Consider the following 22,124-nt stretch of genomic DNA (forward strand, 5'->3'; position numbering starts at 1 on the left):
GCATCAAGTCCTTTGAGGACTTGGCGCAGGCCTTCGCGAACCAAGGCATGGTCGTCAACGACGAGAATTTTCAACTTTCTCTCCGGCTTTCGTCAGGGGCAGCCAGCATGGTAGCTGAAGTTCGATGCCCTGTCGGGCAAATCACGCGCCGCTGCCGTTGCCAGAGTCGCCTCAGCGCCAGTGGCCTTGCTGGGTCGGGGCAAAGCCGTTGTCTCGATGGCCGAGGTCCGAGGGGCTGAGGTCGAATTTCGGCAAGGCCGTGGCCGATGTCCAGTAACCGGGCTCAGGCATGGACGTGTACGGGCACTCGCAGGCGGGGGAAAAACGCCAGACCACGGTGTGCCGGGAATGGTCGGTGGCGGGGTCGAAACGCTGCAGTGCCTGCAGCAGTTGCTGCTGGATCAACGGTGCGTAGCGCAACAGCCCTTCGTGCCACTGGTGGATCAGCACCTGGATTTGCAGGACCGGATCGCCGACGCTGCGAGAGCGGGTCAGGATTTCACAGCCCACCCATTCCGGCGGAATGCCATTCATGCGCAAGGTGTCGCGCAGCACAACACGCACCAGCTCCCGGTGAGTGGCGGTATGTTGTTGGGTGCTGAGCGGTAATGAGGACGACGGCAGGGACGCAAAATCCGTCGCTGTGTCGTCCCTCTGCTTTCGCCCGGCTCGTCCGATTCCGAAAAATCCGAACATGTCAATGTTTCCCCTGAGTGTCTTGGCTGGCTCAGCCCGATGTACCCCGGGTCTGTCCGACATGGCTCCAGTGTAAGGGAATCGGCGTTTTGGCAAGAGGCGCTGCCGCCGCAGGCGATCAGCGGCGGCCATGCTGTGTCCGGGACGCAACTCCGGGTTGACAGGAGGCGAATCCGTGAGGTTCGAGAAAACCGACGGGCCGGCGCCAGCGCGCTGATGTGCGTGCCACAGACACTCCAGAGGCGCTTGCGGGTGGTTCGGACGAGTCGGTCGGCAGTTTGCAAATTTGAAGATCTCGGACGTTTTAAGGTGTAGGCGCCGTCGTTTCTGTGCGTGGTGCTATTAAAAATGTAGCGAATAACAATGGGCAAATGCAGCAAATAAAAAGCCCGCCGAAGCGGGCTTGGGTTGGGAGCGGGGGAGCCGGGTTTAGCCGCCGTGGAACTTCATCATCAGCGGCACGATCAGCAGCGCCACGATGTTGATGATCTTGATCAGCGGGTTGACGGCGGGGCCGGCGGTGTCCTTGTAGGGATCGCCCACCGTGTCACCGGTGACGGCGGCCTTGTGGGCTTCGCTGCCCTTGCCGCCATGGTGGCCGTCTTCGATGTACTTCTTGGCATTGTCCCAGGCGCCGCCGCCGGTGCACATGGAGATGGCGACGAACAGGCCCGTAACGATGGTCCCCATCAGCAGACCACCGAGCGCCGCCGGGCCGAGGACCAGGCCGACCAGGATCGGCACCACCACCGGCAGCAGCGAGGGGATCATCATTTCCTTGATGGCGGCGGTGGTCAGCATGTCCACCGCGGTGTCGTACTCGGGCTTGCCCGAGCCGTCCATGATGCCCTTGATGGTCTGGAACTGGCGGCGCACTTCAACCACCACCGAGCCGGCGGCCCTGCCGACGGCTTCCATGGCCATGGCGCCGAACAGGTAGGGGATCAGGCCGCCGATGATCAGACCGATGATCACCATCTGGTTGCTGAGGTCGAAGGTGATGACCTTGCCGAAAGACTCCAGCTTGTGGGTGTAGTCGGCGAACAGCACCAGCGAGGCCAGGCCGGCCGAGCCGATGGCATAGCCTTTGGTGACGGCCTTGGTGGTATTGCCCACGGCGTCCAGCGGGTCGGTGATGTCACGCACGCTGGAGGGCAGTTCGGACATTTCGGCAATGCCGCCGGCGTTGTCGGTGATCGGGCCGTAGGCGTCCAGCGCCACCACGATGCCGGCCATGCTCAGCATGGAGGTCGCAGCCACTGCCACGCCATACAGGCCGGCGAGCTGGTAGGCAACCCAGATGGCGATGCAGACGAAGATCACGGGCCAGGCGGTGGAGCGCATGGAGACGCCCAGACCGGCAATGATGTTGGTGCCGTGGCCGGTGGTGGAGGCTTGCGCGATGTGCTGCACCGGGGCGTATTGCGTGCCGGTGTAGTACTCGGTGATCCACACCAGGGCGGCGGTTAGCACCAGGCCCACGGCGCAGGCGCCGAACAGGCGCAGCTGGCTGCCGGAGGCGGCAATCGCGTTGTCGGGGATCAGCCACATCGTGACGAAGAAGAAGGCGACCAGCGACAGCACACCGGCCACTGCCAGGCCCTTGTAGAGGGCCGGCATCACGTTTTTCATGCCCGGGGCGGCCTTGACGAAGAAGCAGCCGATGATGGAGGCGATGATGGACACCGCACCCAGGGCCAGCGGGTAGACCACCGCGCTGGTGCCGGCACCAGCGACCAGCAAGGCGCCCAGCACCATGGTCGCGATCAGGGTCACGGCGTAGGTCTCGAACAGGTCGGCCGCCATGCCGGCGCAGTCGCCGACGTTGTCGCCCACGTTGTCGGCGATCACGGCGGGGTTGCGCGGGTCGTCCTCGGGGATCCCGGCCTCGACCTTGCCCACCAGGTCGGCGCCCACGTCGGCGCCCTTGGTGAAGATGCCGCCGCCCAGGCGCGCGAAGATCGAGATCAGCGACGAGCCGAAGGCCAGGCCGAGCATCGGCTTGAGCGTTTCAGGCTTCACATCGGTGCCGCCGGTGACGAACCAGAAGAACGCGCCGACGCCCAGCAGGCCCAGGCCGACGACCAGCATGCCGGTGATCGCCCCGCCCTTGAAGGCCACGTTCAACGCCGGGGCAATGCCTTGGGTCGCGGCCTGCGCGGTGCGCACGTTGGCACGAACGGAAACATTCATGCCGATGAAGCCGCACGCACCGGAAAGGATGGCGCCGACGACGAACCCGCCCGCGGTGAGCCGGCCGAGGAAGAAGAAGATCAACACGGCCAGTACCACGCCGACGATGGCGATGGTCTTGTACTGGCGCGCCAGGTAGGCCGCGGCACCTTGCTGCACCGCGCCGGCAATCTCCTGCATGCGGGCGTTGCCCGGGTCCTGCTTCAGGATCCAGCTGCGCTGGACGAAGCCGTAAAGCACAGCCGCGAGGCCGCACGCCAGCGCCACATACAGCGCCATGGTGGTCGATATCAAAGGGTTCTCCTTCCGCTCACTGACACTAATCTTGTGCTTGGCGCCCCAGTGACTGGGGCATGCTCATCGGGCCACCCCGCAGGGGCGCGCTGGCATGCTAAGTGAACACCCGGGCGCTCGGGATGGTGTTTTCCTGCGGTGCATCAAAAGGTCGGCGCTGTCAGGGCTTGGCAAGCGCGGTTCGTAGAATCGGGGTTTCCCCGCTTCTCATCACTCCCCAGAACACCATGAGCCTGCACAACGTCACCCCCGGCGCCAAGGCGCCCGACGAGTTCAACGTGATCATCGAGATCCCGATGAATGCCGACCCGATCAAGTATGAGGTCGATGAGGAGAGCGGCGCGCTGTTCGTCGACCGCTTCATGGCGACCTCGATGCACTACCCGTGCAACTACGGCTACATCCCGCAGACCCTCGCCGACGACGGCGACCCGGTCGACGTGCTGGTTATCACGCCGGTGCCGCTGATCCCCGGTGTGGTGGTGACCTGCCGCCCGGTGGGCATGCTTCGAATGGACGACGAGGCTGGTGGCGACAACAAGCTGATCGCGGTGCCGATCGACAAGATCCTGTCGCTGTACAGCCAGTGGCAAAAGCCCGAAGACCTGAACCCGCTGCGCCTGAAGACCATCCAGCATTTCTTCGAGCACTACAAGGACCTGGAAGCGGGCAAGTGGGTCAAGGTGCTGGGCTGGGAAGGCCCCGATGCCGCGCGCGAGGAAGTGCGCCAGGGTCAGGCCGCCTGGAAGGCCAAGCACGGCTGAGCCGCCGGCCGCGCTGCTTGAGGTATCGTCGCCGCTCGTGGGCCGCCGGATCCGGTGGCCGCGGCGCGCCACCACCACGCTGCCTGCGGGCGGCGTTTGACCGTCACGCCGCCTGCGGGCGGCGTTTGTCTTGGTGGCGCCTGAATCCGATCAGGAGTCGATCCCATGCGCAACTTCCCGTCCCGGTGGGCGATCATCGCCGGTGCGTTACTCGTCAGTGCCGTCCAGGCCGCGCCGGCCCGCAAGGCCCCACCCAAGGCGCCCGCACGCAAGCCGGCAGCCACCGCGCCGGCACAAGCCGCGCTGCAACCCGTTCGCACGGTCGAGGGCATCACCGAATACCGCCTGGCCAATGGCCTGCAGGTGCTGCTGGCGCCTGACGACGCCAAGCCGACGACGACCGTCAACCTGACCTACCGCGTCGGCTCCCGGCAGGAGAACTACGGCGAGACCGGCATGGCGCACCTGCTGGAGCACCTGCTGTTCAAGGGCACGCCCAAGCACCCCAAGGTCTGGGCCGAATTCACCAGCCGCGGCCTGCGTGCCAACGGCAGCACCTGGCTGGACCGCACCAACTACTTCGCCAGCTTCACGGCCAACGAGGACAACCTGCGCTGGTACCTGGGCTGGCAGGCCGATGCGATGGTCAACAGCTTCATCGCCCGGCGCGATCTGGACACCGAGATGACGGTGGTGCGCAACGAGATGGAGATGGGCGAGAACAACCCGTCGCGCATCCTGTTCGAGAAGACGCTCGCCACGATGTACCAGTGGCACAACTACGGCCACGACACGATAGGTGCACGCGCCGACGTCGAGAACGTCGACATCGGCCGGCTGCAGGCCTTCTACCGGCAGTACTACCAGCCCGACAACGCGACGCTGATCGTCAGCGGCAAGTTCGACCCCGCCAAGGTCGTCGGCTGGGTGCAGGCCGAGTTCAGCAGGCTGCCGGCCCCCAAGCGCACGCTGCCCAAGCTTTACACGATCGACCCGGTGCAGGACGGTGAGCGCGCCGTCACGCTGCGCCGCCAGGGTGGCGTGCCGCTGCTGTTCGCCGGCTACCACGTGCCGCCCGGCGCGCACCCGGACACCGCGGCGGTGGAGCTGCTGGGCCTGGTGATGAGCGACGTCCCGGCCGGCCGCCTGCACAAGAAGCTGGTCGAGAGCCAGCTCGCGGCCAGCGTGTTCTCGTGGAATGCCGACCTGCACGACCCGGGCTTCTCGCTGTACGGCGCGCAGCTGGCGCCCGGCCAGGACGCCGACAAGGCGCGCGATGCGCTGCTCTCGACGCTCGAATCGGTGGCCAGCCAGCCCGTCACCGACGAGGAGGTCAACCGCGCCCGCGCCAAGTGGCTGAAGGACTGGGACTTGCGCTTCTCGGACCCCGAAACGGTCGGCGTGGCGCTGTCCGAGACCGTGGCCCAGGGCGACTGGCGCCTGTTCTTCCTGCTGCGCGACCGCGTGAAGACGATCAGCACGGCCGACGTGAACCGCGTGGCGGCGGCCTACCTGCTGCGCGCCAACCGCACGCTCGCGAGTTACGTGCCGACCGAAGCGCCGGCGCGTGCGCCGAAACCCGAGAACGTCGATGTCGCGGAGCAGATGAAGAGCTTCAAGCCGGTCGAGACGCTGGCCCGGGCCGAGGCCTTCGATGCCTCGCCGGCCAATATCGAGGCGCGCACCCAGCGCTTCGAGATCGCACCCGGGCTGAAGGTCTCGCTGCTGCCCAAGGCCTCGCGCGGCGAGGTGGTCAACGCGCAGCTGTCGCTGCGGCTGGGCGACGAGCAGAGCCTCAAGGGCCAGTCGACGGTGGCCGAGCTGCTTGGCGCGATGTTCGACAAGGGCACGACCCAGTTGACCCGGCAGCAACTACAGGACCGCCTGACCGCGCTGAAGGCCGAGGTGCAGATCGGCGGCGGTGCCGAGAACCTCGTCGTGAACCTCATGACGACGCGTGAGAATCTGCCCGCGACCATCGAGCTGGTGGGCCAGATGCTGCGCCAGCCTAGCCTGCCGGCCGACGGGCTGCAGGAGGTGCGCCGCCAGGTGATCTCGAGCATCGAGCAAAGCCGAAAGGAGCCCGAGGCGATCGTCGAGGACGCACTCGACCGCCACGGCAACCCGTACCCGGCGGGCGACGTGCGCTACGCCCGCACATTCGACGAGACCATCGCCGAGGTGAATGCGGTGACGGTCGAGCAGATCAAGGCCTTCCACCAGCGTTTCGTCGGTGCGGGCCGGGCCCAGTTCGCGGCGGTCGGCGCGATGGACGTGCCCGCCGTGCGGGCGGCGCTCGACAAGGCCTTCGCCGGCTGGGGCGCGGGCGTGGCCTTCACCCGCGTGCCGCGCCCGTTGGTCGCTGCGCCGCCCAAGCGGCTGGCCTTCGAGACGCCCGACAAGCAGAACGCGACGATGGTCGTGCGCCTGCCGCTGCCGCTGAAGGAACTGGACCCGGACCAGGCGCCACTGATGGTGGCCAATTTCGCTTTCGGCAGCGGCGGCAACTCGCGGCTGTGGAAGCGCATCCGCGAGTCCGAGGGTCTGAGCTACGACGTGCGCAGCACGCTGAGCTGGAACCCGCTGGACGCCAACACGGGTTGGCAGGCCAGCGCGATCTTCGCGCCGCAGAACCGGGCCAAGGTCGAAGCGGCGTTCAAGGACGAGGCCGAGCGCGCGCTGAAGACCGGCTTCGCGGCGGCCGAGATCGAGCAGGCCAAGGCGGGGCTGCTGAACTACCGGCGCCTGTCGCGTGCGCAGGACGGCAACCTGGCGGCCGGCCTGGCCAACAACGACTACCTCGGCCGCAGGTTCACCGTCGCCCAGCAGCTCGACGATGCGATTGCGGCCGTCACGCCCGAGCAGGCCAGCGCGGCCTGGCGCAAGTACATCGAGCCGCAGCGTTTCGTCAGCGCAGTCGCCGGCGACTTCAAGGGCCAGTGATCAGGGCAGGGCGCGCTTGAACGGCTCGTGCTCGCGCAGCTCATCCAGGTAGGCGGCGATGCCGCGGCCCTCGCGGGCGAGGAAATCCTCCACCGCCTGGGCGAACTGCGGGTGGGCCAGCCAATGGGCCGAGCGGGTGGGCGTGGGCGTCAGGCCGCGGGCCATCTTGTGCTCGCCCTGGGCGCCGCCCTCGAAGCAGCGGTAGCCCTGCTCGATGCACCACTGCAGCGGTTGGTAGTAGCAGGCCTCGAAGTGCAGGAAGGGCACGGGCTCGGTCGCACCCCAGTAGCGGCCCCAGGCCCAGCCGCGTGATGCGTCGATGGCGACCAGCGAGGCGGCGATCGGCCGGCCCTCACGTCGGGCGATGAACATCAGCCAGTGTTCGGGCAACTCGGCGGCCACGCGTTGGAAGAACGCCAGGTTGAGGTAGGGCGTTCCGCCGTGGGCCTGGTAGGTCAGCGTGTAGCAGCGGTGGAAGAAGCGCCAGTCGGCGTCGCTGATCTCGCGGCCCACGAGGGTGTCGAATTCGATGCCGGCTTCGGCGACGCGCCGGCGCTCCTGCTGGATCTTCTTGCGCTTCTCGCGCTGCATCGCGGCCAGGAAGTCGGCGAAGTCCGCATACGGCGGCTCGGCGCGGTTGCGCCAATGGAACTGCACGCCGTGGCGGATCATCCAGCCTTCGGCTTCGGCCGCCTGGAAGTCGTCGTCGTTGCCGAACAGCAAATGTGCCGACGACAACTCGCTTTGCACCGCCAGAGCGCGCAGCGCGCGCAGCAGCAGCCGGCGATCGGCCGGCCGGTGTGCCAGGAGACGGGGGCCCGGCACCGGCGTGAACGGCACCGCCGCCAGCAGCTTCGGGTAGTAGGCCAGGCCGTGGCGCCGATAGGCATCGGCCCAGGCCCAGTCGAACACGTATTCGCCGTAGGAGTGCGACTTCAGATAGGCAGCCACCGCGCCGTCGAGGCGGCCCTCGCGCCACAAGGTCACGAAAGCGGGTGCCCAGCCGGAATCAGGCGCGGCGCAGCCCGTCTCGTGCAGGGCGCGCAGGAACTCGTGGCGCAGAAAGGGCAGCCGATCGGGCTGGGCCAGAAGCAACGCGTTCCACTCGGATGCGTCGATGTCCGACAGGTCGGCGTGGACCCGAATGACATAATTTGCCGCTTCGCCTTCGAGATCGCTCATGCGCAGCCCGGACACCGTCTCAGGCACCGTCAAGGTGGCCCTGGCCCAGATCAACGCGACGGTGGGCGACCTGGCCGGCAACGCGCGCCAGATGGCCGCGGCGGCTCGCAGTGCCCATGCCGAGGGCGCGCGCCTGGTGCTGGCGCCCGAGCTGGCATTGACCGGCTACCCCCCTGAAGACCTGTTGCTGCGGCCCGCCTTCCTGCGTGCCTGCGAGGATCAGCTCGCGGCACTGGCCGTCGAACTGGCCGATTGCGAGGGGCTGCATCTGGTGGTCGGGCATCCGTTGGCCTGGGGCGAAGCGGCCGATCTTAGGTCCAAGTCCTATTCCCTGCCGCGGCGCTTCAATGCCGCCTCGGTGCTTGCCGCCGGCCGCGTGCAGGCCACCTACTGCAAGCGCGAGTTGCCGAACTACCAGGTGTTCGACGAACGGCGCTACTTCGCCTCTGGCCGCGATGCCGGCCGCGGCCCCGTCGTGATCGACGTGCAGGGCGTTCGCTTCGGCCTGCTGATCTGCGAAGACGCTTGGTTCGACGAGCCGGCCGAGGCCGCCTGTGCGGCCGGGGCCGACGTGTTGTGCGTGCTCAACGCGTCGCCGTTCCACGTCGACAAGCACGGCGAGCGCGAAGAGCGCATGGCGGCGCGGGCCCAGGCCTGCGGCCGGCCGCTGTTGTATGCCCACCTGGTCGGCGGGCAGGACGAAGTCGTGTTCGACGGCGCCTCGTTCGCGGTCGACGCGCAAGGGCGCGTGCAGGCCCGGGCGCCGATGTTCGAGCAGGCGACGCTGATCGTCGAGCTCGGCGCCGGCGGACTGGTGCGCGGCAGCGTCGCGCCGGTGCCCGAGGTCGAAGCCCAGGCCTGGGGCGCGCTGGTGACCGGCGTGCGCGACTACCTTGGCAAGAACGGCTTTCCCGGCGCGATCATCGGCCTGTCCGGCGGCATCGATTCGGCGCTGGTGCTGGCCGTGGCGGTCGAGGCGCTGGGCGCCGACAAGGTGCGCTGCGTGATGATGCCGTCGCCCTACACGGCCGACATATCGTGGCTCGACGCGCGTGACATGGCCGCCCGCCTGGGCGTGCGCTACGACGAGATCGGCATCACGCCGATGTTCGATGCCTTTCGCGCCGCGCTGGCGCCGCAGTTCGCCGGCCTGCCTGAGGACACCACCGAGGAGAACATCCAGGCGCGCGTGCGCGGCACGTTGCTGATGGCGCTGTCGAACAAGACGGGTGCCATCGTGCTGACGACCGGCAACAAGAGCGAGATGGCCACGGGCTACTGCACCCTGTACGGCGACATGGCCGGCGGTTTCGCGGTGATCAAGGATGTGGCCAAGACCTTGGTCTACCGGCTGGCCGAGTGGAAGAACCGGCAGCCCAGCCGCCGCGCCGACGGCTCGATCGGCCCGGTGATTCCCGAGCGCATCATCACGCGGCCGCCGTCGGCCGAGCTGCGGCCCGGCCAGACCGACCAGGACAGCTTGCCGCCCTACGCGGTGCTCGACGCGATCCTCGAGCGCTACATGGAAAACGACCAGGGCATCGAGGAGATCGTGGCGGCCGGCTTCGCGCGGGCCGACGTCGAACGGGTGACCCGGCTCATCAAGGTCAACGAATACAAGCGCCGCCAGGCGCCGGTCGGCATCCGCATCACCCACCGTGCCTTCGGGCGCGACTGGCGCTACCCGATCACCTCGAAGTTCCGTGCTTAAATCGAGTCGACGTATCCCCTTTTCTCACTGGAGCCCGCTATGAAGCAGATCACCGCCATCATCAAGCCGTTCAAGCTCGAAGAGGTGCGCGAGGCGCTGGCCGAGGTGGGGGTGTCGGGCCTCACCGTCACCGAGGTCAAGGGTTTCGGCCGCCAGAAAGGCCACACCGAGCTGTACCGCGGCGCCGAGTACGTGGTCGACTTCCTGCCCAAGGTGAAGGTCGAGGTCGTGGTGCGCGACGACGACGTCGACCGCGCGATCGAGGCCATCGTCAAGGCCGCCAAGACCGGCAAGATCGGCGACGGCAAGATCTTCGTCACTGCGGTCGAGCAGGTGGTGCGCATCCGCACCGGCGAGACCGACGAAGCGGCGGTCTGACGCCGCCTGACGCCGGGTTGCTCAGATCCGGCTGAAATCTTCCGGTCCGGCCGCGCCTGCCGCCTGGGCGGCGAGTTGATCCAGCAGCAACGCCGGCTCGGCGGCGACCGTCAACATCGACTGCTGCTGGCCATCGATGAAGCCGGCGTCGAGCGTGTGCCGCATGAAGCCGAGCAGCGGGTCATAGAAGCCCTCGACGTTTAGCAGGCCGATCGGCTGGTCGTGGTAGCCCAGGTGGCGCCAGGTCCAGACCTCGAACAACTCCTCCAGTGTGCCGATTCCGCCGGGCAAGGCGATGAACACGTCGGCGAGCTCGGCCATCAGCCGCTTGCGGTCGTGCATCGTCGGGACGACGTGCAACTCGCTCAGGCCGCGGTGGCCCACTTCCCGATTGACCAGCCGCTCGGGGATCACGCCCACCACTTCACCGCCAGCCGCCAACGCCGCATCGGCCGTCGCACCCATCAGGCCGACGTTGCCCCCGCCGTAGACCAGGCGCCAGCCGCGCCCGGCGATCGCCTGGCCGAGCGCCTGCGCGGCAGCGAGAAAGGCGGGCGATGCGCCGAAGCGCGACCCGCAGTAGACGCAGACGCTGAGCACCGTCATGCCCACCGCGACCACAAGGCCGCGCCCCAGACCGTCGCACACAGCGTGAGCGACATCCACACCGCGGCGCTCGCCACGTCCTTGGCTCGGCCCGACAGCACGTGGCGCTCGGGCCCGATGCGGTCGATGGCCGCCTCGATTGCCGAGTTCAGCAGTTCGACGATCAGGACGAGCCAGACGCAACCGGCCAACAGCGCCACCTCGACCCAACTTCGCCCGAGCCAGAACGCCATCGGCACCAGCACCACCGCCAGCGCGGTTTCCTGCCGAAAGGCACGCTCGCCGGCATAGGCCAGGCGCAGGCCGCGCATGGAGTTGAGCCAGGCCTGGCGCAGGCGGGGCAGGCCCTGGGCCGGCTTGGGGGCCGTGGTGGTGGTCGGGGCGGTATTCATTCGGCCTGGATTCTGACAGCCGGCGCTGGGCGAGGCCCGCGGGGCTCAGCTGGCGCGGGGCTTTTGGAGTCGAACGTCGATCAGGCGCGTGCCGCAGACCACGTCGTGCCAGAACTGGCGCTGCGGGTTCAGGCGCGACAGCGCGGCGTAGGCGACGATCCCCGTCGCGACGATGCCGAACAGGCTGCCGCCGCTCTTCAGGCCGGACAGGTGTGCCGCCAGCAAGCCCGGCGCGAACCACAGCCAGCTGAGCACATAGCGCACCAAGGCGCGCACCGGCCCGACTGGGCGGCCCAGCGCATCGACCAGACGGATATGCCAGGCCTTCATGGCGACGGTCTGACCGCCGTGCGACCAGAACCAGCCGAAGTAGATGCCGAGCACCAGGAACAGGAAAACCTGAAGTCCCCGCGTGTCCTGGCCTGCATGCCACATCCGGGCCAGCCCCAGGTACAGGTAGCCCGCGACCATCAAGACACCGAACAGCAGCACACCCTCGTAGACGAAGGCCGCGAACCGGCGCTTCAGTGCAGGAGCCTGCAACTCGACGGGCGAGGACGGGCCCGCGCCGGCCGGCGAAGACGACCGATCGTCGGTCACGGATTCGACGAGCCTGGCGCGGCCCGGGCCGGCGCCGGCGGGGGCGTCGTCGGTCGCGCCGGCCTGGCCGGTGCGACGCCGGCCGCCTGGGGCCCGGTCTTGGGCAGCAGGGTGGCCCGGTCCACCTGCTTGGGCGTGGCCGCGATCTTCGGTTGTCCGGGTTGCTGGTAGGGCGGCGGCTTCGACGGCGTGTTGACCAGGCGGGTGGTCGCACCCGGATTCCCCTGGACGACCGTCGGCGCGATCGGCTTGGGTGCCGGGACGGCACCCCGCCCCGGGGCGACGAGGTTCGACTTGGGTGCCAGTGCATCGACCGGCGCCTTGCGCAGCGCCCGGGCCGGGTTGGCCTGCGAGGCCGCCGGCGCGGAAGGCTGCGCGCGCGCGGCGAGCGCGGCGCGCTCCTCGGGCGTCAGGGCCTGATAAGCCTCCCAGCGTGCCTGGCGGTCTTGCGGCGCGATCTGCTTGGACTGCTGGTAGTTGACCCGCGCTTCGCTGCGCTGCGACGGCGACAGGCGCGCCCATTCCGTCATGCGCTCACGCACGCGTTCCTGCCTCTTGGGTGACATCTGTCCGAAACGCGAGGCCACTTCCAGCCATTTCTGCTTTCGGCTGGCATCGAGGCTGTCCCAGTCGTTTCGCAGCGGCGCCAACGCCGCCTGCTGGGCCGTGCTGAGCTGGGCCCAGCTCGGTCCCGCGGCGTTCGCCTGGGCCGACGCCAGGCCCGGCGCGGCCAGGGCAAGGCACATCACCAAGGTGATGGCCGGGCGAAGGCAACGGGAAAAAGGCGTGCGGCGAAGGATCACGTCAACGGCAGGCCACGGCAGGAGAGAACCGGTTGTTCACTGTGGGGCTTCCTTCAGGAACTCGACGAAACCGGCATCGCTGTACGCGTCGGGCGGCAACTCGTCCGCGAGCAGGGCCACATCCACTTCGGCTGCTGCTTCGATCTGCGCACGATCGTGCCACTCGTCGATCAGCACCATGCCGGCCACCAGCAGGACCAGGGGGACCACCGAGGCAAAGCGGAACAGCCAGCCGGGCTGACGGCCCAGCACGGCGGTTCGGCCCGTGCCGACGACCAGATCGGCCGGTGCACCGGCCAGCCGGCTTGCGCGAGCCTGCGCGATCGCCTGCTCGCGCGCGACGCGCAAGCGCTCGGAGATGTCGTGCGGCGTGCGCTCGGCCCGCTCGTTCAGCAGGGCGCCAATGCGCAAACCGAAACGGGCCTCGATGCGCTCGACATCGTTGGCAGGACGAATGACGTGGCCGTTCATGGCGAAATTCCCTTGGCTTTGAGTGCTTTGGCCAGGGCATGAACAGCCCGCGAGCAGTGCGTTTTCACGCTGCCCTCGGAGCAACCCATCACCGTGGCTGTCTCGGCAACATCCAGTTCCTCCCAGTAACGAAGCAGGAAGGCCTCGCGTTGACGCCCCGGTAGCAGGCCGATCTCCTTCTCGATCAAAAGCAATATCTGTTCCCGTCCGACGGTGTCTGCGGCGCTCTCGGCCCCGAGCGAACCCTCCATCGTCGAGAGCAATTCGAGCAGGTCGAAATCACCGCCGTCGTCGGAGCCCTCGAAGTCCGACAGGTTCTGCATCACCGCGTTGCGCACCTTCTGGCGGCGAAACCAGTCCATCGTCGCGTTCGACAGGATGCGCTGGAAAACCAGCGGCAGCTCGGCGGCGGGGCGGTCGGCGTACTTCTGGGCCAGGCGGATCATCGAATCCTGGACGATGTCCAGCGCCGCGTCGTCGTCGCGCACGGCGTAGGCCGTGCGCTTGAACGCGCGCTTTTCGACACTCTTCAGGAAGTCGGTGAGTTCTTTGTCAGTGGCCAAGGCTTATGGCGACACAGGCGGCTTCGGCCCGGCGCGAAATCGGCGGCGATTATGTCATTCGCCCCACGAAAGCCGTCGGTCAGCGACTTCAGTGCAATAATGCTGCTTCGCACAATTTGCGAACTCGTCGTTCAGGCCGCCCCGACCAAGGGTGTCGGCAATGTTGATCGCGCAGGTTCCGAGTCCGCCTCACGAGGGCGCGAGAAGGGGCACCGATGGTTTTTCGTCAGAGAAAATCACAGAGGTTCGAAATGGACATGTCTGCCGCGGAAGTCAAGCGTGCCGCTTCGGCACAACCGCTTTCCTCCCCCTCATCCCCCGCTGCGGAGCCCAATGGCTCCGAGATCCTGGTCCGCTGTCTTCAGGCTGAAGGCGTCAAGTTCCTCTGGGGCTACCCCGGCGGCGCGGTCCTCTACATCTACGACGCGCTGTACAAGCAGGACAGCATCCAGCACGTGCTGGTCCGCCACGAGCAGGCGGCCGTGCACGCGGCCGACGGCTATGCCCGCGCGACCGGCGAGGTCGGCGTCGCGCTGGTCACCTCGGGCCCGGGCGTCACGAATGCCGTGACCGGCATCGCGACGGCCTACATGGATTCGATCCCGATGGTGATCATCACCGGCCAGGTGCCTACGCCGGCGATCGGTCTGGATGCCTTTCAGGAGTGCGACACGGTCGGCATCACCCGCCCGATCGTCAAGCACAACTTCCTGGTCAAGGACGTGCGCGACCTGGCCTCGACGATCAAGAAGGCCTTCCATATCGCCCGCACCGGCCGGCCCGGCCCCGTGGTGGTCGACATCCCGAAGGACGTCTCGCTGAAGACGGCCCCGTTCCTTTACCCCGAGCGCGTCGAGATGCGCTCGTACAACCCCGTCAAGAAGGGCCACGGCGGCCAGATCCGCAAGGCGGCGCAACTGCTGCTCGGTGCGAAGCGGCCCTACATCTACACCGGCGGCGGCGTGATCCTGGGTAACGCGTCGGCCGAGTTGCGCGAGCTGGCCGATCTGCTGGGCTTCCCGTGCACCAACACGTTGATGGGGCTGGGTGCCATCTCCTCCGGCGACCCGAAGTTCCTCGGCATGCTGGGCATGCACGGCACCTACGAAGCCAACATGACGATGCAGCACTGCGACGTGCTGCTGGCCGTCGGTGCGCGCTTCGACGACCGAGTGATCGGCAATCCGAAACACTTCGCGTCGGTCGAGCGCAAGATCATCCACGTCGACATCGACCCGTCGTCGATCTCCAAGCGCGTGAAGGTCGACATCCCGATCGTCGGTGACGTCAAGGACGTGCTGCAGGAGTTGATCGCGCACCTCAAGGAGTCGTCCGCCAAGCCGGATAAGGACGCGATCAACGGCTGGTGGTCGCAGATCAACGACTGGCGCAAGAAAGAGTGCCTGGCCTACCGCAAGAGCGACGACGTTATCAAGCCGCAGCACGTGATCGAGACGCTGTGGAAGCTGACCCGCAATCGGGACACTTACATCACGTCCGACGTCGGCCAGCACCAGATGTGGGCCGCGCAGTTCTACGGCTTCGCCGAGCCGCGTCGCTGGATCAACTCCGGCGGCCTCGGGACGATGGGTGTGGGGCTGCCGTACGCCATGGGCATCAAGCTCGCGAAGCCCGATTCGGACGTGTTCTGCATCACCGGCGAGGGCTCGATCCAGATGTGTATCCAGGAGCTTTCAACCTGCCAGCAGTACCAGACGCCGGTCAAGATCATCTCGCTGAACAACCGCTACCTCGGCATGGTGCGGCAATGGCAGGAGCTCGACTACGGTGGCCGCTACTCGCACAGCTACATGGATGCGCTACCTGATTTCGTCAAGCTCGCCGAGGCCTACGGCCACGTCGGGCTGAAGATCGAGAAGCCGTCCGAGGTGGAGCCGGCGCTGAAGGAGCTGATCCGCCTGAAGGACCGCACCGTCTTTCTCGACGTGCGCACCGACCCGACGGAGAACGTCTGGCCGATGGTGCAGGCGGGCAAGGGCATCTCCGAGATGCTGCTGGGGTCCGAGGACCTGTGACGGCGTGAAGGCCGGTTCCATCCGCGCGGTTACCGCCGCGCGGGCGGCGCCGGTCGGAGCGCCCGAGCAACCCGGGCCGATTTTCTAGTTCGACGACTTGACAGCGTGGCCAAGCGCCGGCGGTTACCGCCGCCGGCCGTGAAGAGCACGCTTGGAGTTCAGCCATGAAACACATCATTGCCGTGCTGCTCGAGAACGAGCCCGGCGCCCTGTCACGCGTGGTGGCCTTGTTTTCCGCCCGCGGCTACAACATCGAAAGCCTGACGGTCGCACCGACCGAAGACGCGTCGCTGTCGCGCATGACCATCGTCACGACCGGTTCGGACGAGGTGATCGAGCAGATCACCAAGCACCTGAACCGGCTGGTCGACGTGGTCAAGGTCGTCGACCTGACCGAGGGCCAGTTCACCGAACGCGAGCTGATGCTCATCAAGGTGCGCGCCGTCGGCAAGGAACGCGAGGAGATGAAGCGCATGGCCGACATCTTTCGTGGCCGCATCGTCGACGTGACCGAAAAGAGCTACACCATCGAGCTGACCGGCGACGCCGGCAAGCTCGACGCCTTCATCGAAGGCATCGACCGCGCTGCCATCCTCGAGACCGTGCGCACCGGCACCAGCGGCATCGGCCGCGGCGAGCGCATCCTGCGGGTTTGAGCCCGCTTCACCCGATTCCCACTTTTCCCGCCAGCCAGAGAGAGAACCACCATGAAGGTCTACTACGACAAGGACGCTGATCTCAGCCTCATCAAGGGCAAGAACGTCACCATCATCGGCTACGGCTCACAAGGCCACGCCCATGCCCAGAACCTGAACGACAGCGGTGTCAAGGTCACGGTCGGCTTGCGCCGCGGTGGCGCCTCGTGGGCCAAGGTCGAGAAGGCCGGCCTGAAGGTGGCTGAAGTCGCCGATGCCGTGAAGGGCGCCGACGTCGTGATGATCCTGCTGCCGGACGAGCAGATCGCCGAGGTCTACAAGAAGGAAGTCGAGCCGAACATCCGCCAGGGTGCGTCGCTGGCCTTCGCGCACGGGTTCAACGTGCACTACGGCCAGGTCCAGCCGCGCGAGGATCTCGATGTCTGGATGGTCGCCCCGAAGGCGCCCGGCCACACCGTGCGCAACACCTACAGCCAGGGCGGCGGCGTGCCGCACCTGATCGCCGTGCATGCCGACAAGAGCGGCAAGGCGCGCGACCTGGCACTGAGCTACGCCGCGGCCAACGGCGGCGGCAAGGCCGGCATCATCGAGACCAGCTTCCGCGAGGAGACCGAGACCGACCTGTTCGGCGAGCAGGCCGTCCTGTGCGGCGGCACGGTGGAACTGATCAAGGCGGGCTTCGACACGCTGGTCGAAGCCGGCTACGCGCCCGAAATGGCGTATTTCGAGTGCCTGCACGAGCTGAAGCTGATCGTCGACCTGATCTACGAGGGCGGCATTGGCAACATGAACTACTCGATCTCGAACAACGCCGAGTACGGCGAGTACGTGACCGGCCCGCGTGTCGTGACCGACGAGACCCGCAAGGCGATGAAGCAGTGCCTGACCGACATCCAGACCGGCGAGTACGCGAAGAGCTTCATCCTCGAGAACCGCGCCGGCGCGCCGACGCTGATCTCGCGCCGCCGCCTGACCGCCGAGCACCCGATCGAGGTGGTCGGCGAGAAGCTGCGCGCGATGATGCCGTGGATCAAGGCCAACAAGCTGGTCGACAAGAGCCGCAACTGATCGGGCACCTTGCTTGCCCGTCGAAGGCCGCCTGCGGGCGGCCTTTTCCATTGGTTCCTTGCGTTATGCTCCCCGCCCATGCCTGAACAGGATCTTCACCCCGACGCGGCCTTGCCGCCAGACGACGACGTCGAGTTGGCCGAGCCGCGCCGTCCGCGCCGGCGTGGCATCTACATCCTGCCCAACCTGTTCACGCTGGCGGCGCTGTTCGGCGGCTTCTACGCGATCGTCATGGCGATGAACGGGCGCTTCGAACAGGCGGCCTACGGCATCTTCATTGCGGCGCTGCTCGACAGCCTGGATGGTCGCGTGGCGCGCATGACGAACACGCAAAGTGCGTTCGGCGAGCAGATGGACAGCCTGTCGGACATGGTGAGCTTCGGCGCGGCGCCGGCGCTGATCGTCTACGAGTGGGCGCTCAAGGGCCTGGGCAAGGCCGGCTGGATCGCCGCCTTCGTCTACTGCGCCTGCGCGGCGCTGCGTCTGGCGCGCTTCAACACCAACATCGGCATTGTCGACAAGCGCTTCTTCCAGGGGCTGCCGAGCCCGGCCGCCGCGGCGCTGGTGATCGGCTTCATCTGGGTGATGGACGATGCCGGCTTCAAGGACGTGAGCCACCTGACCGGCCTCGCCTGGGGGGGCTTCGCGTTGACGCTCTATGCCGGCCTGACCATGGTCACCAACGTGCCGTTCTACAGCTTCAAGGATGTGAGCTTCAAGCGGACCGTGCCCTTCATCGTGATCGTGGCCATCGCGCTGGGGATCGCGCTGATCAACATCCACCCGCCGATCGTGCTTTTCGGTGTCTTCTGCGCCTACGGGATCTCGGGCTACGCGGTTTACGTTTACCGCAAGGTCAAGGGCAAGCCGGTCAGTGTCATCGCGACCTCGACCGACGAGCCCGACGAGCGCGGCCTGCATTGAGTGCCCTCGGGAATCAACGCACCCGTGCTATATTGAAGTCCATGATCCGGTCGCCGATCACCATTGCCACGTTGCTGCTACTGCTAGGAGTCTCCTGGGCACGCTGATCGACCACGTCCGTCACTTTCGAATTTCTCTCCGATCAACGGCCCGCCTTGCGCAAGCAGCGGGCCGTTCTTGTTTTCCCGTCCACCTACCTTCGAGAACGCCATGGCTGACAAGCTCATCATCTTCGACACCACCTTGCGCGACGGCGAACAATCGCCCGGCGCCTCGATGACCAAGGACGAGAAGCTGCGCATCGCGCGTCAGCTCGAGCGCCTGCGCGTGGATGTGATCGAGGCCGGTTTCGCCGCTTCGTCCAACGGCGATTTCGAGGCGGTGAAGTCGATTGCCGGCCACATCAAGGATTCCACCGTGTGCTCGCTGGCCCGAGCCAACGACCGCGACATTTCCCGTGCCGCCGAGGCGCTGGCCGGCGCGGCGCGCGGCCGTATCCACACGTTCATCGCGACCAGCCCGCTGCATATGGAGAAGAAGCTGCGGATGACGCCGGACCAGGTGTTCGAGCAGGCTCGGCTGGCCGTGCGCTTCGCGCGCAACCTGTGCGGCGACATCGAGTTCTCGCCCGAAGACGGCTACCGTTCCGAGCCCGATTTCCTGTGCCGGGTGCTGGAAGCAGTGATCGCCGAGGGCGCCACGACGATCAACATCCCGGACACCGTGGGCTATGCGATTCCCGAGCTGTATGGCCAGTTCATCAGGCAGTTGCGTGAGCGCATCCCGAATTCCGACAAGGCGATCTGGTCGGTGCATTGTCACAACGACCTGGGCATGGCCGTCGCCAATTCGTTGGCGGGGGTGAAGATCGGTGGCGCCCGCCAGGTCGAATGCACGATCAACGGCCTGGGCGAGCGTGCCGGCAACTGCTCGCTGGAGGAGGTGGTGATGGCGGTCAGGACCCGCCGCGACTACTTCGGCCTGGACGTCGGCGTCGACACGACCCAGATCGTGCCGGCCTCGCGCATGGTCAGCCAGACCACCGGCTTCGTCGTGCAGCCGAACAAGGCGGTGGTCGGCGCCAATGCGTTCGCGCACGCCAGCGGCATCCACCAGGACGGCGTGCTGAAGGCGCGCGACACCTACGAGATCATGCGTGCCGAAGACGTGGGCTGGTCGGCCAACAAGATCGTGCTGGGCAAGCTCTCGGGCCGCAACGCCTTCAAGCAGCGCCTGCAAGAGCTCGGCGTGGAACTGGAATCGGAAGCCGACATCAACACGGCCTTCGCCCGCTTCAAGGACCTCGCCGACCGCAAGAGCGAGATCTTCGATGAGGACATCATCGCGCTGGTCAGCGACGAGAGCGTGACCCACGACGCCGAGCATTACCGCTTCGTTGCGCTGTCCCAGCGTTCCGAAACCGGCGAGCGGCCTCATGCGCAGGTCGCCTTCGGCGCCGGCAACGACGAGTTCGTGGCCGAGAGCGATGGCAACGGCCCGGTTGACGCAAGCCTCAAGGCCATCGAGTCAAAGGTCCAAAGTGGCGCGGAAATGTTGCTGTATTCGGTCAACGCGATCACGTCCGGCAGTACAGAATCGCAGGGCGAGGTCACCATCCGGCTGCAGCATGGCGGGCGGGTGGTCAACGGGGTGGGCAGCGATCCGGATATCGTCGTTGCCTCTGCCAAGGCCTATCTCGCGGCGCTGAACAAGCTGCACGCCAAGAACGAACGGGTGGCTGCCCAAGGCTGAAACCCCTCCGTCCGCGGGTCTCCGTGCGCCCACCGGCGCACTTGAGGAAAGACATGCAAGTTTTTGATCTTGCATGTCTTTTTTGTTTCAAATAGACTCGCGACCACGACGGTGGGTAAAGGCACCCGAAGAATGCTCAAGATCAGATTTTCACGGCGTTGGCTGGGCGTGTTGGGCCTGGCCTGCGGCTTGGCGCTGAGCGGCCCGCCGGCCGATGCCGCGGCCGCGCGCAAGGCCGAAGCCTCGCAAGCGGGCAGTACGGCCAAGAAGGCCAGCGCCAGCCGCACGACCACCCGAGCCAAGGCCTCGGTGCCGAGCCGCAGCACCCGGTCGGTGGCCTCCCGCCGATCGGTCGTGAGGGTGGCCGAGCCCGCCCGCCAGTCCTTCGGGCAGTTGGCCGGACTGCACCAGACCGACGATCCACTCGACCTGAAGTCGAGCGTCGCCTTCGTGCTCGACCAGGACACCAACGAAGTCCTGCTGAACAAGAACTCCAAGGCCGTGTTGCCGATCGCCTCCATCACCAAGCTGATGACCGGCTTGCTGGTGAGCGAAGCCAACCTGCCGATGGACGAAGTGCTGACCATCACGCAGGACGACGTCGATACCGAAAAGGGCAGTTCGTCCCGCTTGGCCGTCGGAACCCAGTTGTCCCGCGGCGAACTGCTGCACCTGGCGCTGATGTCGTCCGAGAACCGTGCGGCCAGCGCGCTGGGCCGCAACTACCCGGGCGGCTTGTCGGCCTTCGTCGCCGCGATGAACGCCAAGGCGCGGCTGCTTGGCATGAACGACACCCGCTACGTCGAGCCCACCGGCCTGTCGAGCCAGAACCAGTCGAGCGCCCGCGACCTCGCCGTGCTGGTCAAGACGGCCCACGAGGTGCCGTTGCTGCGCGAACTGACCACCTCGCCGGAGCACCAAGTTGCCATCGGCTCTCGCCAGCTCCAGTACCACACGACCAACCGGCTGGTGCTGAACCCGAGCTGGGATATCGGGCTGCAGAAGACCGGCTACATCACCGAGGCCGGGCAGTGCCTCGTGATGCAGGCTCAACTGGCCGGCCGCAAGCTGATCATGGTGCTGCTGGATTCGGCCGGCAAGTATTCGCGAATCGGTGATGCCGAGCGCATTCGCAAGTGGCTGATGAGCAGCAGTCCGGCGGTTCCTGCCGGCGGTGGCGCCACGGCTCCGGCCGTGACGGCGCAGGTGCATCCGGCCGGCTGACTGCGCTGGCTTGACCCCCTCGACGGCACCAGCAAGGTGCCGTCGGCGTTTCAGGCCCGGTGGCCCAGGGCGGTGGAGATCTGCGCCGCGGTGGCCCTGACCCGATCGAGCCAGGATTCTTCCAGCCGGTCGGCGGGCGCCGAAATGGACAGCCCGGCGACCAGCTTGCCCTGGTCGTCGAAGATGCCGGCGGCCATGCAGCGCACGCCCAGCTCAAGCTCCTCGTCGTCGCGCGCCACCGCATTGCGCCGCACCGAGGCCAGTTCCCGTTCGAGCGAAGGCAGGTCGGTCAGGCTGTTGCGGGTGTGGCCGGCCAGCCCGGTGCGCGTGGCGTAGGCCCGCACGCGCTGCGGGTCGTCATAGGCCAGGAAGAGCTTGCCCACCGAGGTCAGATGCAGTGGCGCCCGGCCGCCGACCGCGCGGACCACCTGCATTCCGGACCGCTCGCTGTAGGTTCGCTCGATGTAGACGATTTCATCGCCCTGGCGAACCGACAGGTTGACCGGCTGGTGGGTCAGCTTGTGCAGTTCGCGCATCGGAGCCAGCGCCGCGTCGCGCACGTCCAGCCGCGCCTTCACGAGGTTGCCCAACTCCAGCAGCCGCATGCCGAGCCGGTAGCTGCCCGCCTCGGGTCGGTCGACCAGGCGGCCGGCGGCCAGGTCGTTCAGGATGCGGTGGGCGGTGGAGGGGTGCAGCCCGGTGGTTTCGCTCAGTTCCTTCAGCGACACCGGGTCCTGGTGCGAGGCCAGTACGTCGAGGAGGCTGAAGGCTCGCGCAAGCACCTGGATGCTGGGGGACGAACTGTCTTTTCGTGTCATCTTCGGTGATCCTTCCAGCTGCGCATTTTTGCATGGCGAAAAAGCATGCG

Annotated in this window: 20 protein-coding genes; 10 read left to right on the forward strand and 10 right to left on the reverse strand. The window is 66.9% G+C overall.

The window, feature by feature from the left end; genetic code table 11:
* Positions 1-171 precede the first annotated feature (171 nt).
* Together VJ693_RS24495 and VJ693_RS24500 are read right to left on the reverse strand one after the other, a co-directional pair.
* Entirely contained in the window at positions 172-696 is a 525-nt protein-coding gene (locus VJ693_RS24495; protein ID WP_324158620.1) for a hypothetical protein, read from the reverse strand.
* A 429-nt stretch (positions 697-1,125) separates the two neighbouring features.
* Positions 1,126-3,168 carry a sodium-translocating pyrophosphatase gene (locus VJ693_RS24500; protein WP_324158814.1) on the reverse strand — a complete coding sequence of 681 codons (2,043 nt, stop codon included), beginning with the start codon at positions 3,166-3,168 and terminating at the stop codon, positions 1,126-1,128.
* Positions 3,169-3,410: 242 nt separating this feature from the next.
* Between VJ693_RS24500 and ppa the strand changes: the two genes are divergently transcribed.
* On the forward strand, positions 3,411-3,947 hold the full coding sequence (gene ppa / locus VJ693_RS24505) for an inorganic diphosphatase (protein ID WP_324158622.1): 537 nt from the start codon (positions 3,411-3,413) through the stop codon (positions 3,945-3,947).
* Positions 3,948-4,112: 165 nt separating this feature from the next.
* On the forward strand, positions 4,113-6,890 hold the full coding sequence (locus VJ693_RS24510; RefSeq protein ID WP_324158624.1) for a pitrilysin family protein: 2,778 nt from the start codon (positions 4,113-4,115) through the stop codon (positions 6,888-6,890).
* On the opposite strand, the gene VJ693_RS24515 is transcribed toward VJ693_RS24510, so the two are convergent.
* Positions 6,891-8,072, reverse strand: a complete 1,182-nt coding sequence (locus VJ693_RS24515) for a GNAT family N-acetyltransferase (RefSeq protein ID WP_324158625.1) — start codon at positions 8,070-8,072, stop codon at positions 6,891-6,893.
* On the opposite strand from VJ693_RS24515, the gene VJ693_RS24520 reads away from it, so the two are divergent.
* Together VJ693_RS24520 and VJ693_RS24525 are read left to right on the forward strand one after the other, a co-directional pair.
* On the forward strand, positions 8,071-9,783 hold the full coding sequence (locus tag VJ693_RS24520) for an NAD+ synthase (RefSeq protein ID WP_324158627.1): 1,713 nt from the start codon (positions 8,071-8,073) through the stop codon (positions 9,781-9,783). The genes VJ693_RS24515 and VJ693_RS24520 overlap by 2 nt on opposite strands.
* Before the next feature lie 39 nt (positions 9,784-9,822).
* A complete protein-coding gene (locus VJ693_RS24525) occupies positions 9,823-10,161 on the forward strand; it encodes a P-II family nitrogen regulator (protein WP_324158629.1) in 339 nt (112 codons plus the stop codon).
* A gap of 21 nt (positions 10,162-10,182) precedes the next feature.
* On the opposite strand, the gene VJ693_RS24530 is transcribed toward VJ693_RS24525, so the two are convergent.
* The 6 genes from VJ693_RS24530 to VJ693_RS24555 form a co-directional block, all read right to left on the reverse strand.
* Positions 10,183-10,761 (reverse strand): TIGR00730 family Rossman fold protein, encoded by a 579-nt coding sequence (locus tag VJ693_RS24530; RefSeq protein ID WP_414652368.1) that lies wholly within the window; start codon positions 10,759-10,761, stop codon positions 10,183-10,185.
* A gap of 2 nt (positions 10,762-10,763) precedes the next feature.
* Entirely contained in the window at positions 10,764-11,159 is a 396-nt protein-coding gene (locus VJ693_RS24535; RefSeq protein WP_324158632.1) for a diacylglycerol kinase, read from the reverse strand.
* A gap of 45 nt (positions 11,160-11,204) precedes the next feature.
* Positions 11,205-11,759, reverse strand: coding sequence for an RDD family protein (locus tag VJ693_RS24540; protein WP_324158634.1), 555 nt, complete (start codon positions 11,757-11,759; stop codon positions 11,205-11,207).
* On the reverse strand, positions 11,756-12,505 hold the full coding sequence (locus tag VJ693_RS24545) for a DUF3106 domain-containing protein (protein WP_324158635.1): 750 nt from the start codon (positions 12,503-12,505) through the stop codon (positions 11,756-11,758). Before VJ693_RS24545 ends, VJ693_RS24540 begins: the two co-directional genes overlap by 4 nt.
* A 93-nt stretch (positions 12,506-12,598) precedes the next feature.
* A complete protein-coding gene (locus VJ693_RS24550) occupies positions 12,599-13,033 on the reverse strand; it encodes a DUF3619 family protein (protein WP_324158637.1) in 435 nt (144 codons plus the stop codon).
* A complete protein-coding gene (locus VJ693_RS24555) occupies positions 13,030-13,596 on the reverse strand; it encodes an RNA polymerase sigma factor (RefSeq protein WP_324158639.1) in 567 nt (188 codons plus the stop codon). The genes VJ693_RS24550 and VJ693_RS24555 overlap by 4 nt, the downstream gene beginning before the upstream one ends.
* A 251-nt stretch (positions 13,597-13,847) precedes the next feature.
* On the opposite strand from VJ693_RS24555, the gene VJ693_RS24560 reads away from it, so the two are divergent.
* From VJ693_RS24560 to pbpG, 6 genes are all read left to right on the forward strand, one after another.
* Positions 13,848-15,632, forward strand: a complete 1,785-nt coding sequence (locus VJ693_RS24560) for an acetolactate synthase 3 catalytic subunit (RefSeq protein WP_324158640.1) — start codon at positions 13,848-13,850, stop codon at positions 15,630-15,632.
* Between the two features lie 164 nt (positions 15,633-15,796).
* Positions 15,797-16,288, forward strand: coding sequence for an acetolactate synthase small subunit (gene ilvN / locus VJ693_RS24565; RefSeq protein ID WP_324158642.1), 492 nt, complete (start codon positions 15,797-15,799; stop codon positions 16,286-16,288).
* A 51-nt stretch (positions 16,289-16,339) separates the two neighbouring features.
* Positions 16,340-17,356, forward strand: coding sequence for a ketol-acid reductoisomerase (ilvC, locus tag VJ693_RS24570; protein WP_324158643.1), 1,017 nt, complete (start codon positions 16,340-16,342; stop codon positions 17,354-17,356).
* 78 nt (positions 17,357-17,434) lie between these two features.
* Positions 17,435-18,280: a CDP-diacylglycerol--serine O-phosphatidyltransferase gene (pssA, locus tag VJ693_RS24575; RefSeq protein WP_324158645.1), complete on the forward strand. Its 846-nt coding sequence runs from the start codon at positions 17,435-17,437 to the stop codon at positions 18,278-18,280.
* A gap of 210 nt (positions 18,281-18,490) precedes the next feature.
* Complete coding sequence (locus tag VJ693_RS24580) at positions 18,491-20,032, forward strand: 2-isopropylmalate synthase (RefSeq protein ID WP_324158646.1); 1,542 nt, start codon at positions 18,491-18,493, stop codon at positions 20,030-20,032.
* 132 nt (positions 20,033-20,164) lie between these two features.
* On the forward strand, positions 20,165-21,256 hold the full coding sequence (gene pbpG, locus VJ693_RS24585; protein ID WP_324158648.1) for a D-alanyl-D-alanine endopeptidase: 1,092 nt from the start codon (positions 20,165-20,167) through the stop codon (positions 21,254-21,256).
* 50 nt (positions 21,257-21,306) lie between these two features.
* Here the strand turns inward: pbpG and VJ693_RS24590 are convergent, their stop codons facing one another.
* Positions 21,307-22,074 (reverse strand): IclR family transcriptional regulator, encoded by a 768-nt coding sequence (locus VJ693_RS24590; protein ID WP_324158650.1) that lies wholly within the window; start codon positions 22,072-22,074, stop codon positions 21,307-21,309.
* Positions 22,075-22,124: the final 50 nt, after the last annotated feature.

Source organism: Ideonella sp. (assembly GCF_035254525.1).
Taxonomy (GTDB): domain Bacteria; phylum Pseudomonadota; class Gammaproteobacteria; order Burkholderiales; family Burkholderiaceae_C; genus Ideonella.

What these genes read in the sequence shown, in the direction of transcription:
- VJ693_RS24495 (WP_324158620.1), bottom strand. Translation starts at nt 696, where the DNA reads ATGTTCGGATTTTTCGGAATCGGACGAGCCGGGCGAAAGCAGAGGGAC.
- VJ693_RS24500 (WP_324158814.1), bottom strand. Translation starts at nt 3,168, where the DNA reads ATGGCGCTGTATGTGGCGCTGGCGTGCGGCCTCGCGGCTGTGCTTTAC.
- ppa (WP_324158622.1), top strand. Translation starts at nt 3,411, where the DNA reads ATGAGCCTGCACAACGTCACCCCCGGCGCCAAGGCGCCCGACGAGTTC.
- VJ693_RS24510 (WP_324158624.1), top strand. Translation starts at nt 4,113, where the DNA reads ATGCGCAACTTCCCGTCCCGGTGGGCGATCATCGCCGGTGCGTTACTC.
- VJ693_RS24520 (WP_324158627.1), top strand. Translation starts at nt 8,071, where the DNA reads ATGCGCAGCCCGGACACCGTCTCAGGCACCGTCAAGGTGGCCCTGGCC.
- VJ693_RS24515 (WP_324158625.1), bottom strand. Translation starts at nt 8,072, where the DNA reads ATGAGCGATCTCGAAGGCGAAGCGGCAAATTATGTCATTCGGGTCCAC.
- VJ693_RS24525 (WP_324158629.1), top strand. Translation starts at nt 9,823, where the DNA reads ATGAAGCAGATCACCGCCATCATCAAGCCGTTCAAGCTCGAAGAGGTG.
- VJ693_RS24535 (WP_324158632.1), bottom strand. Translation starts at nt 11,159, where the DNA reads ATGAATACCGCCCCGACCACCACCACGGCCCCCAAGCCGGCCCAGGGC.
- VJ693_RS24545 (WP_324158635.1), bottom strand. Translation starts at nt 12,505, where the DNA reads ATGTGCCTTGCCCTGGCCGCGCCGGGCCTGGCGTCGGCCCAGGCGAAC.
- VJ693_RS24550 (WP_324158637.1), bottom strand. Translation starts at nt 13,033, where the DNA reads ATGAACGGCCACGTCATTCGTCCTGCCAACGATGTCGAGCGCATCGAG.
- VJ693_RS24560 (WP_324158640.1), top strand. Translation starts at nt 13,848, where the DNA reads ATGGACATGTCTGCCGCGGAAGTCAAGCGTGCCGCTTCGGCACAACCG.
- ilvN (WP_324158642.1), top strand. Translation starts at nt 15,797, where the DNA reads ATGAAACACATCATTGCCGTGCTGCTCGAGAACGAGCCCGGCGCCCTG.
- ilvC (WP_324158643.1), top strand. Translation starts at nt 16,340, where the DNA reads ATGAAGGTCTACTACGACAAGGACGCTGATCTCAGCCTCATCAAGGGC.
- pssA (WP_324158645.1), top strand. Translation starts at nt 17,435, where the DNA reads ATGCCTGAACAGGATCTTCACCCCGACGCGGCCTTGCCGCCAGACGAC.
- VJ693_RS24580 (WP_324158646.1), top strand. Translation starts at nt 18,491, where the DNA reads ATGGCTGACAAGCTCATCATCTTCGACACCACCTTGCGCGACGGCGAA.
- pbpG (WP_324158648.1), top strand. Translation starts at nt 20,165, where the DNA reads ATGCTCAAGATCAGATTTTCACGGCGTTGGCTGGGCGTGTTGGGCCTG.
- VJ693_RS24590 (WP_324158650.1), bottom strand. Translation starts at nt 22,074, where the DNA reads ATGACACGAAAAGACAGTTCGTCCCCCAGCATCCAGGTGCTTGCGCGA.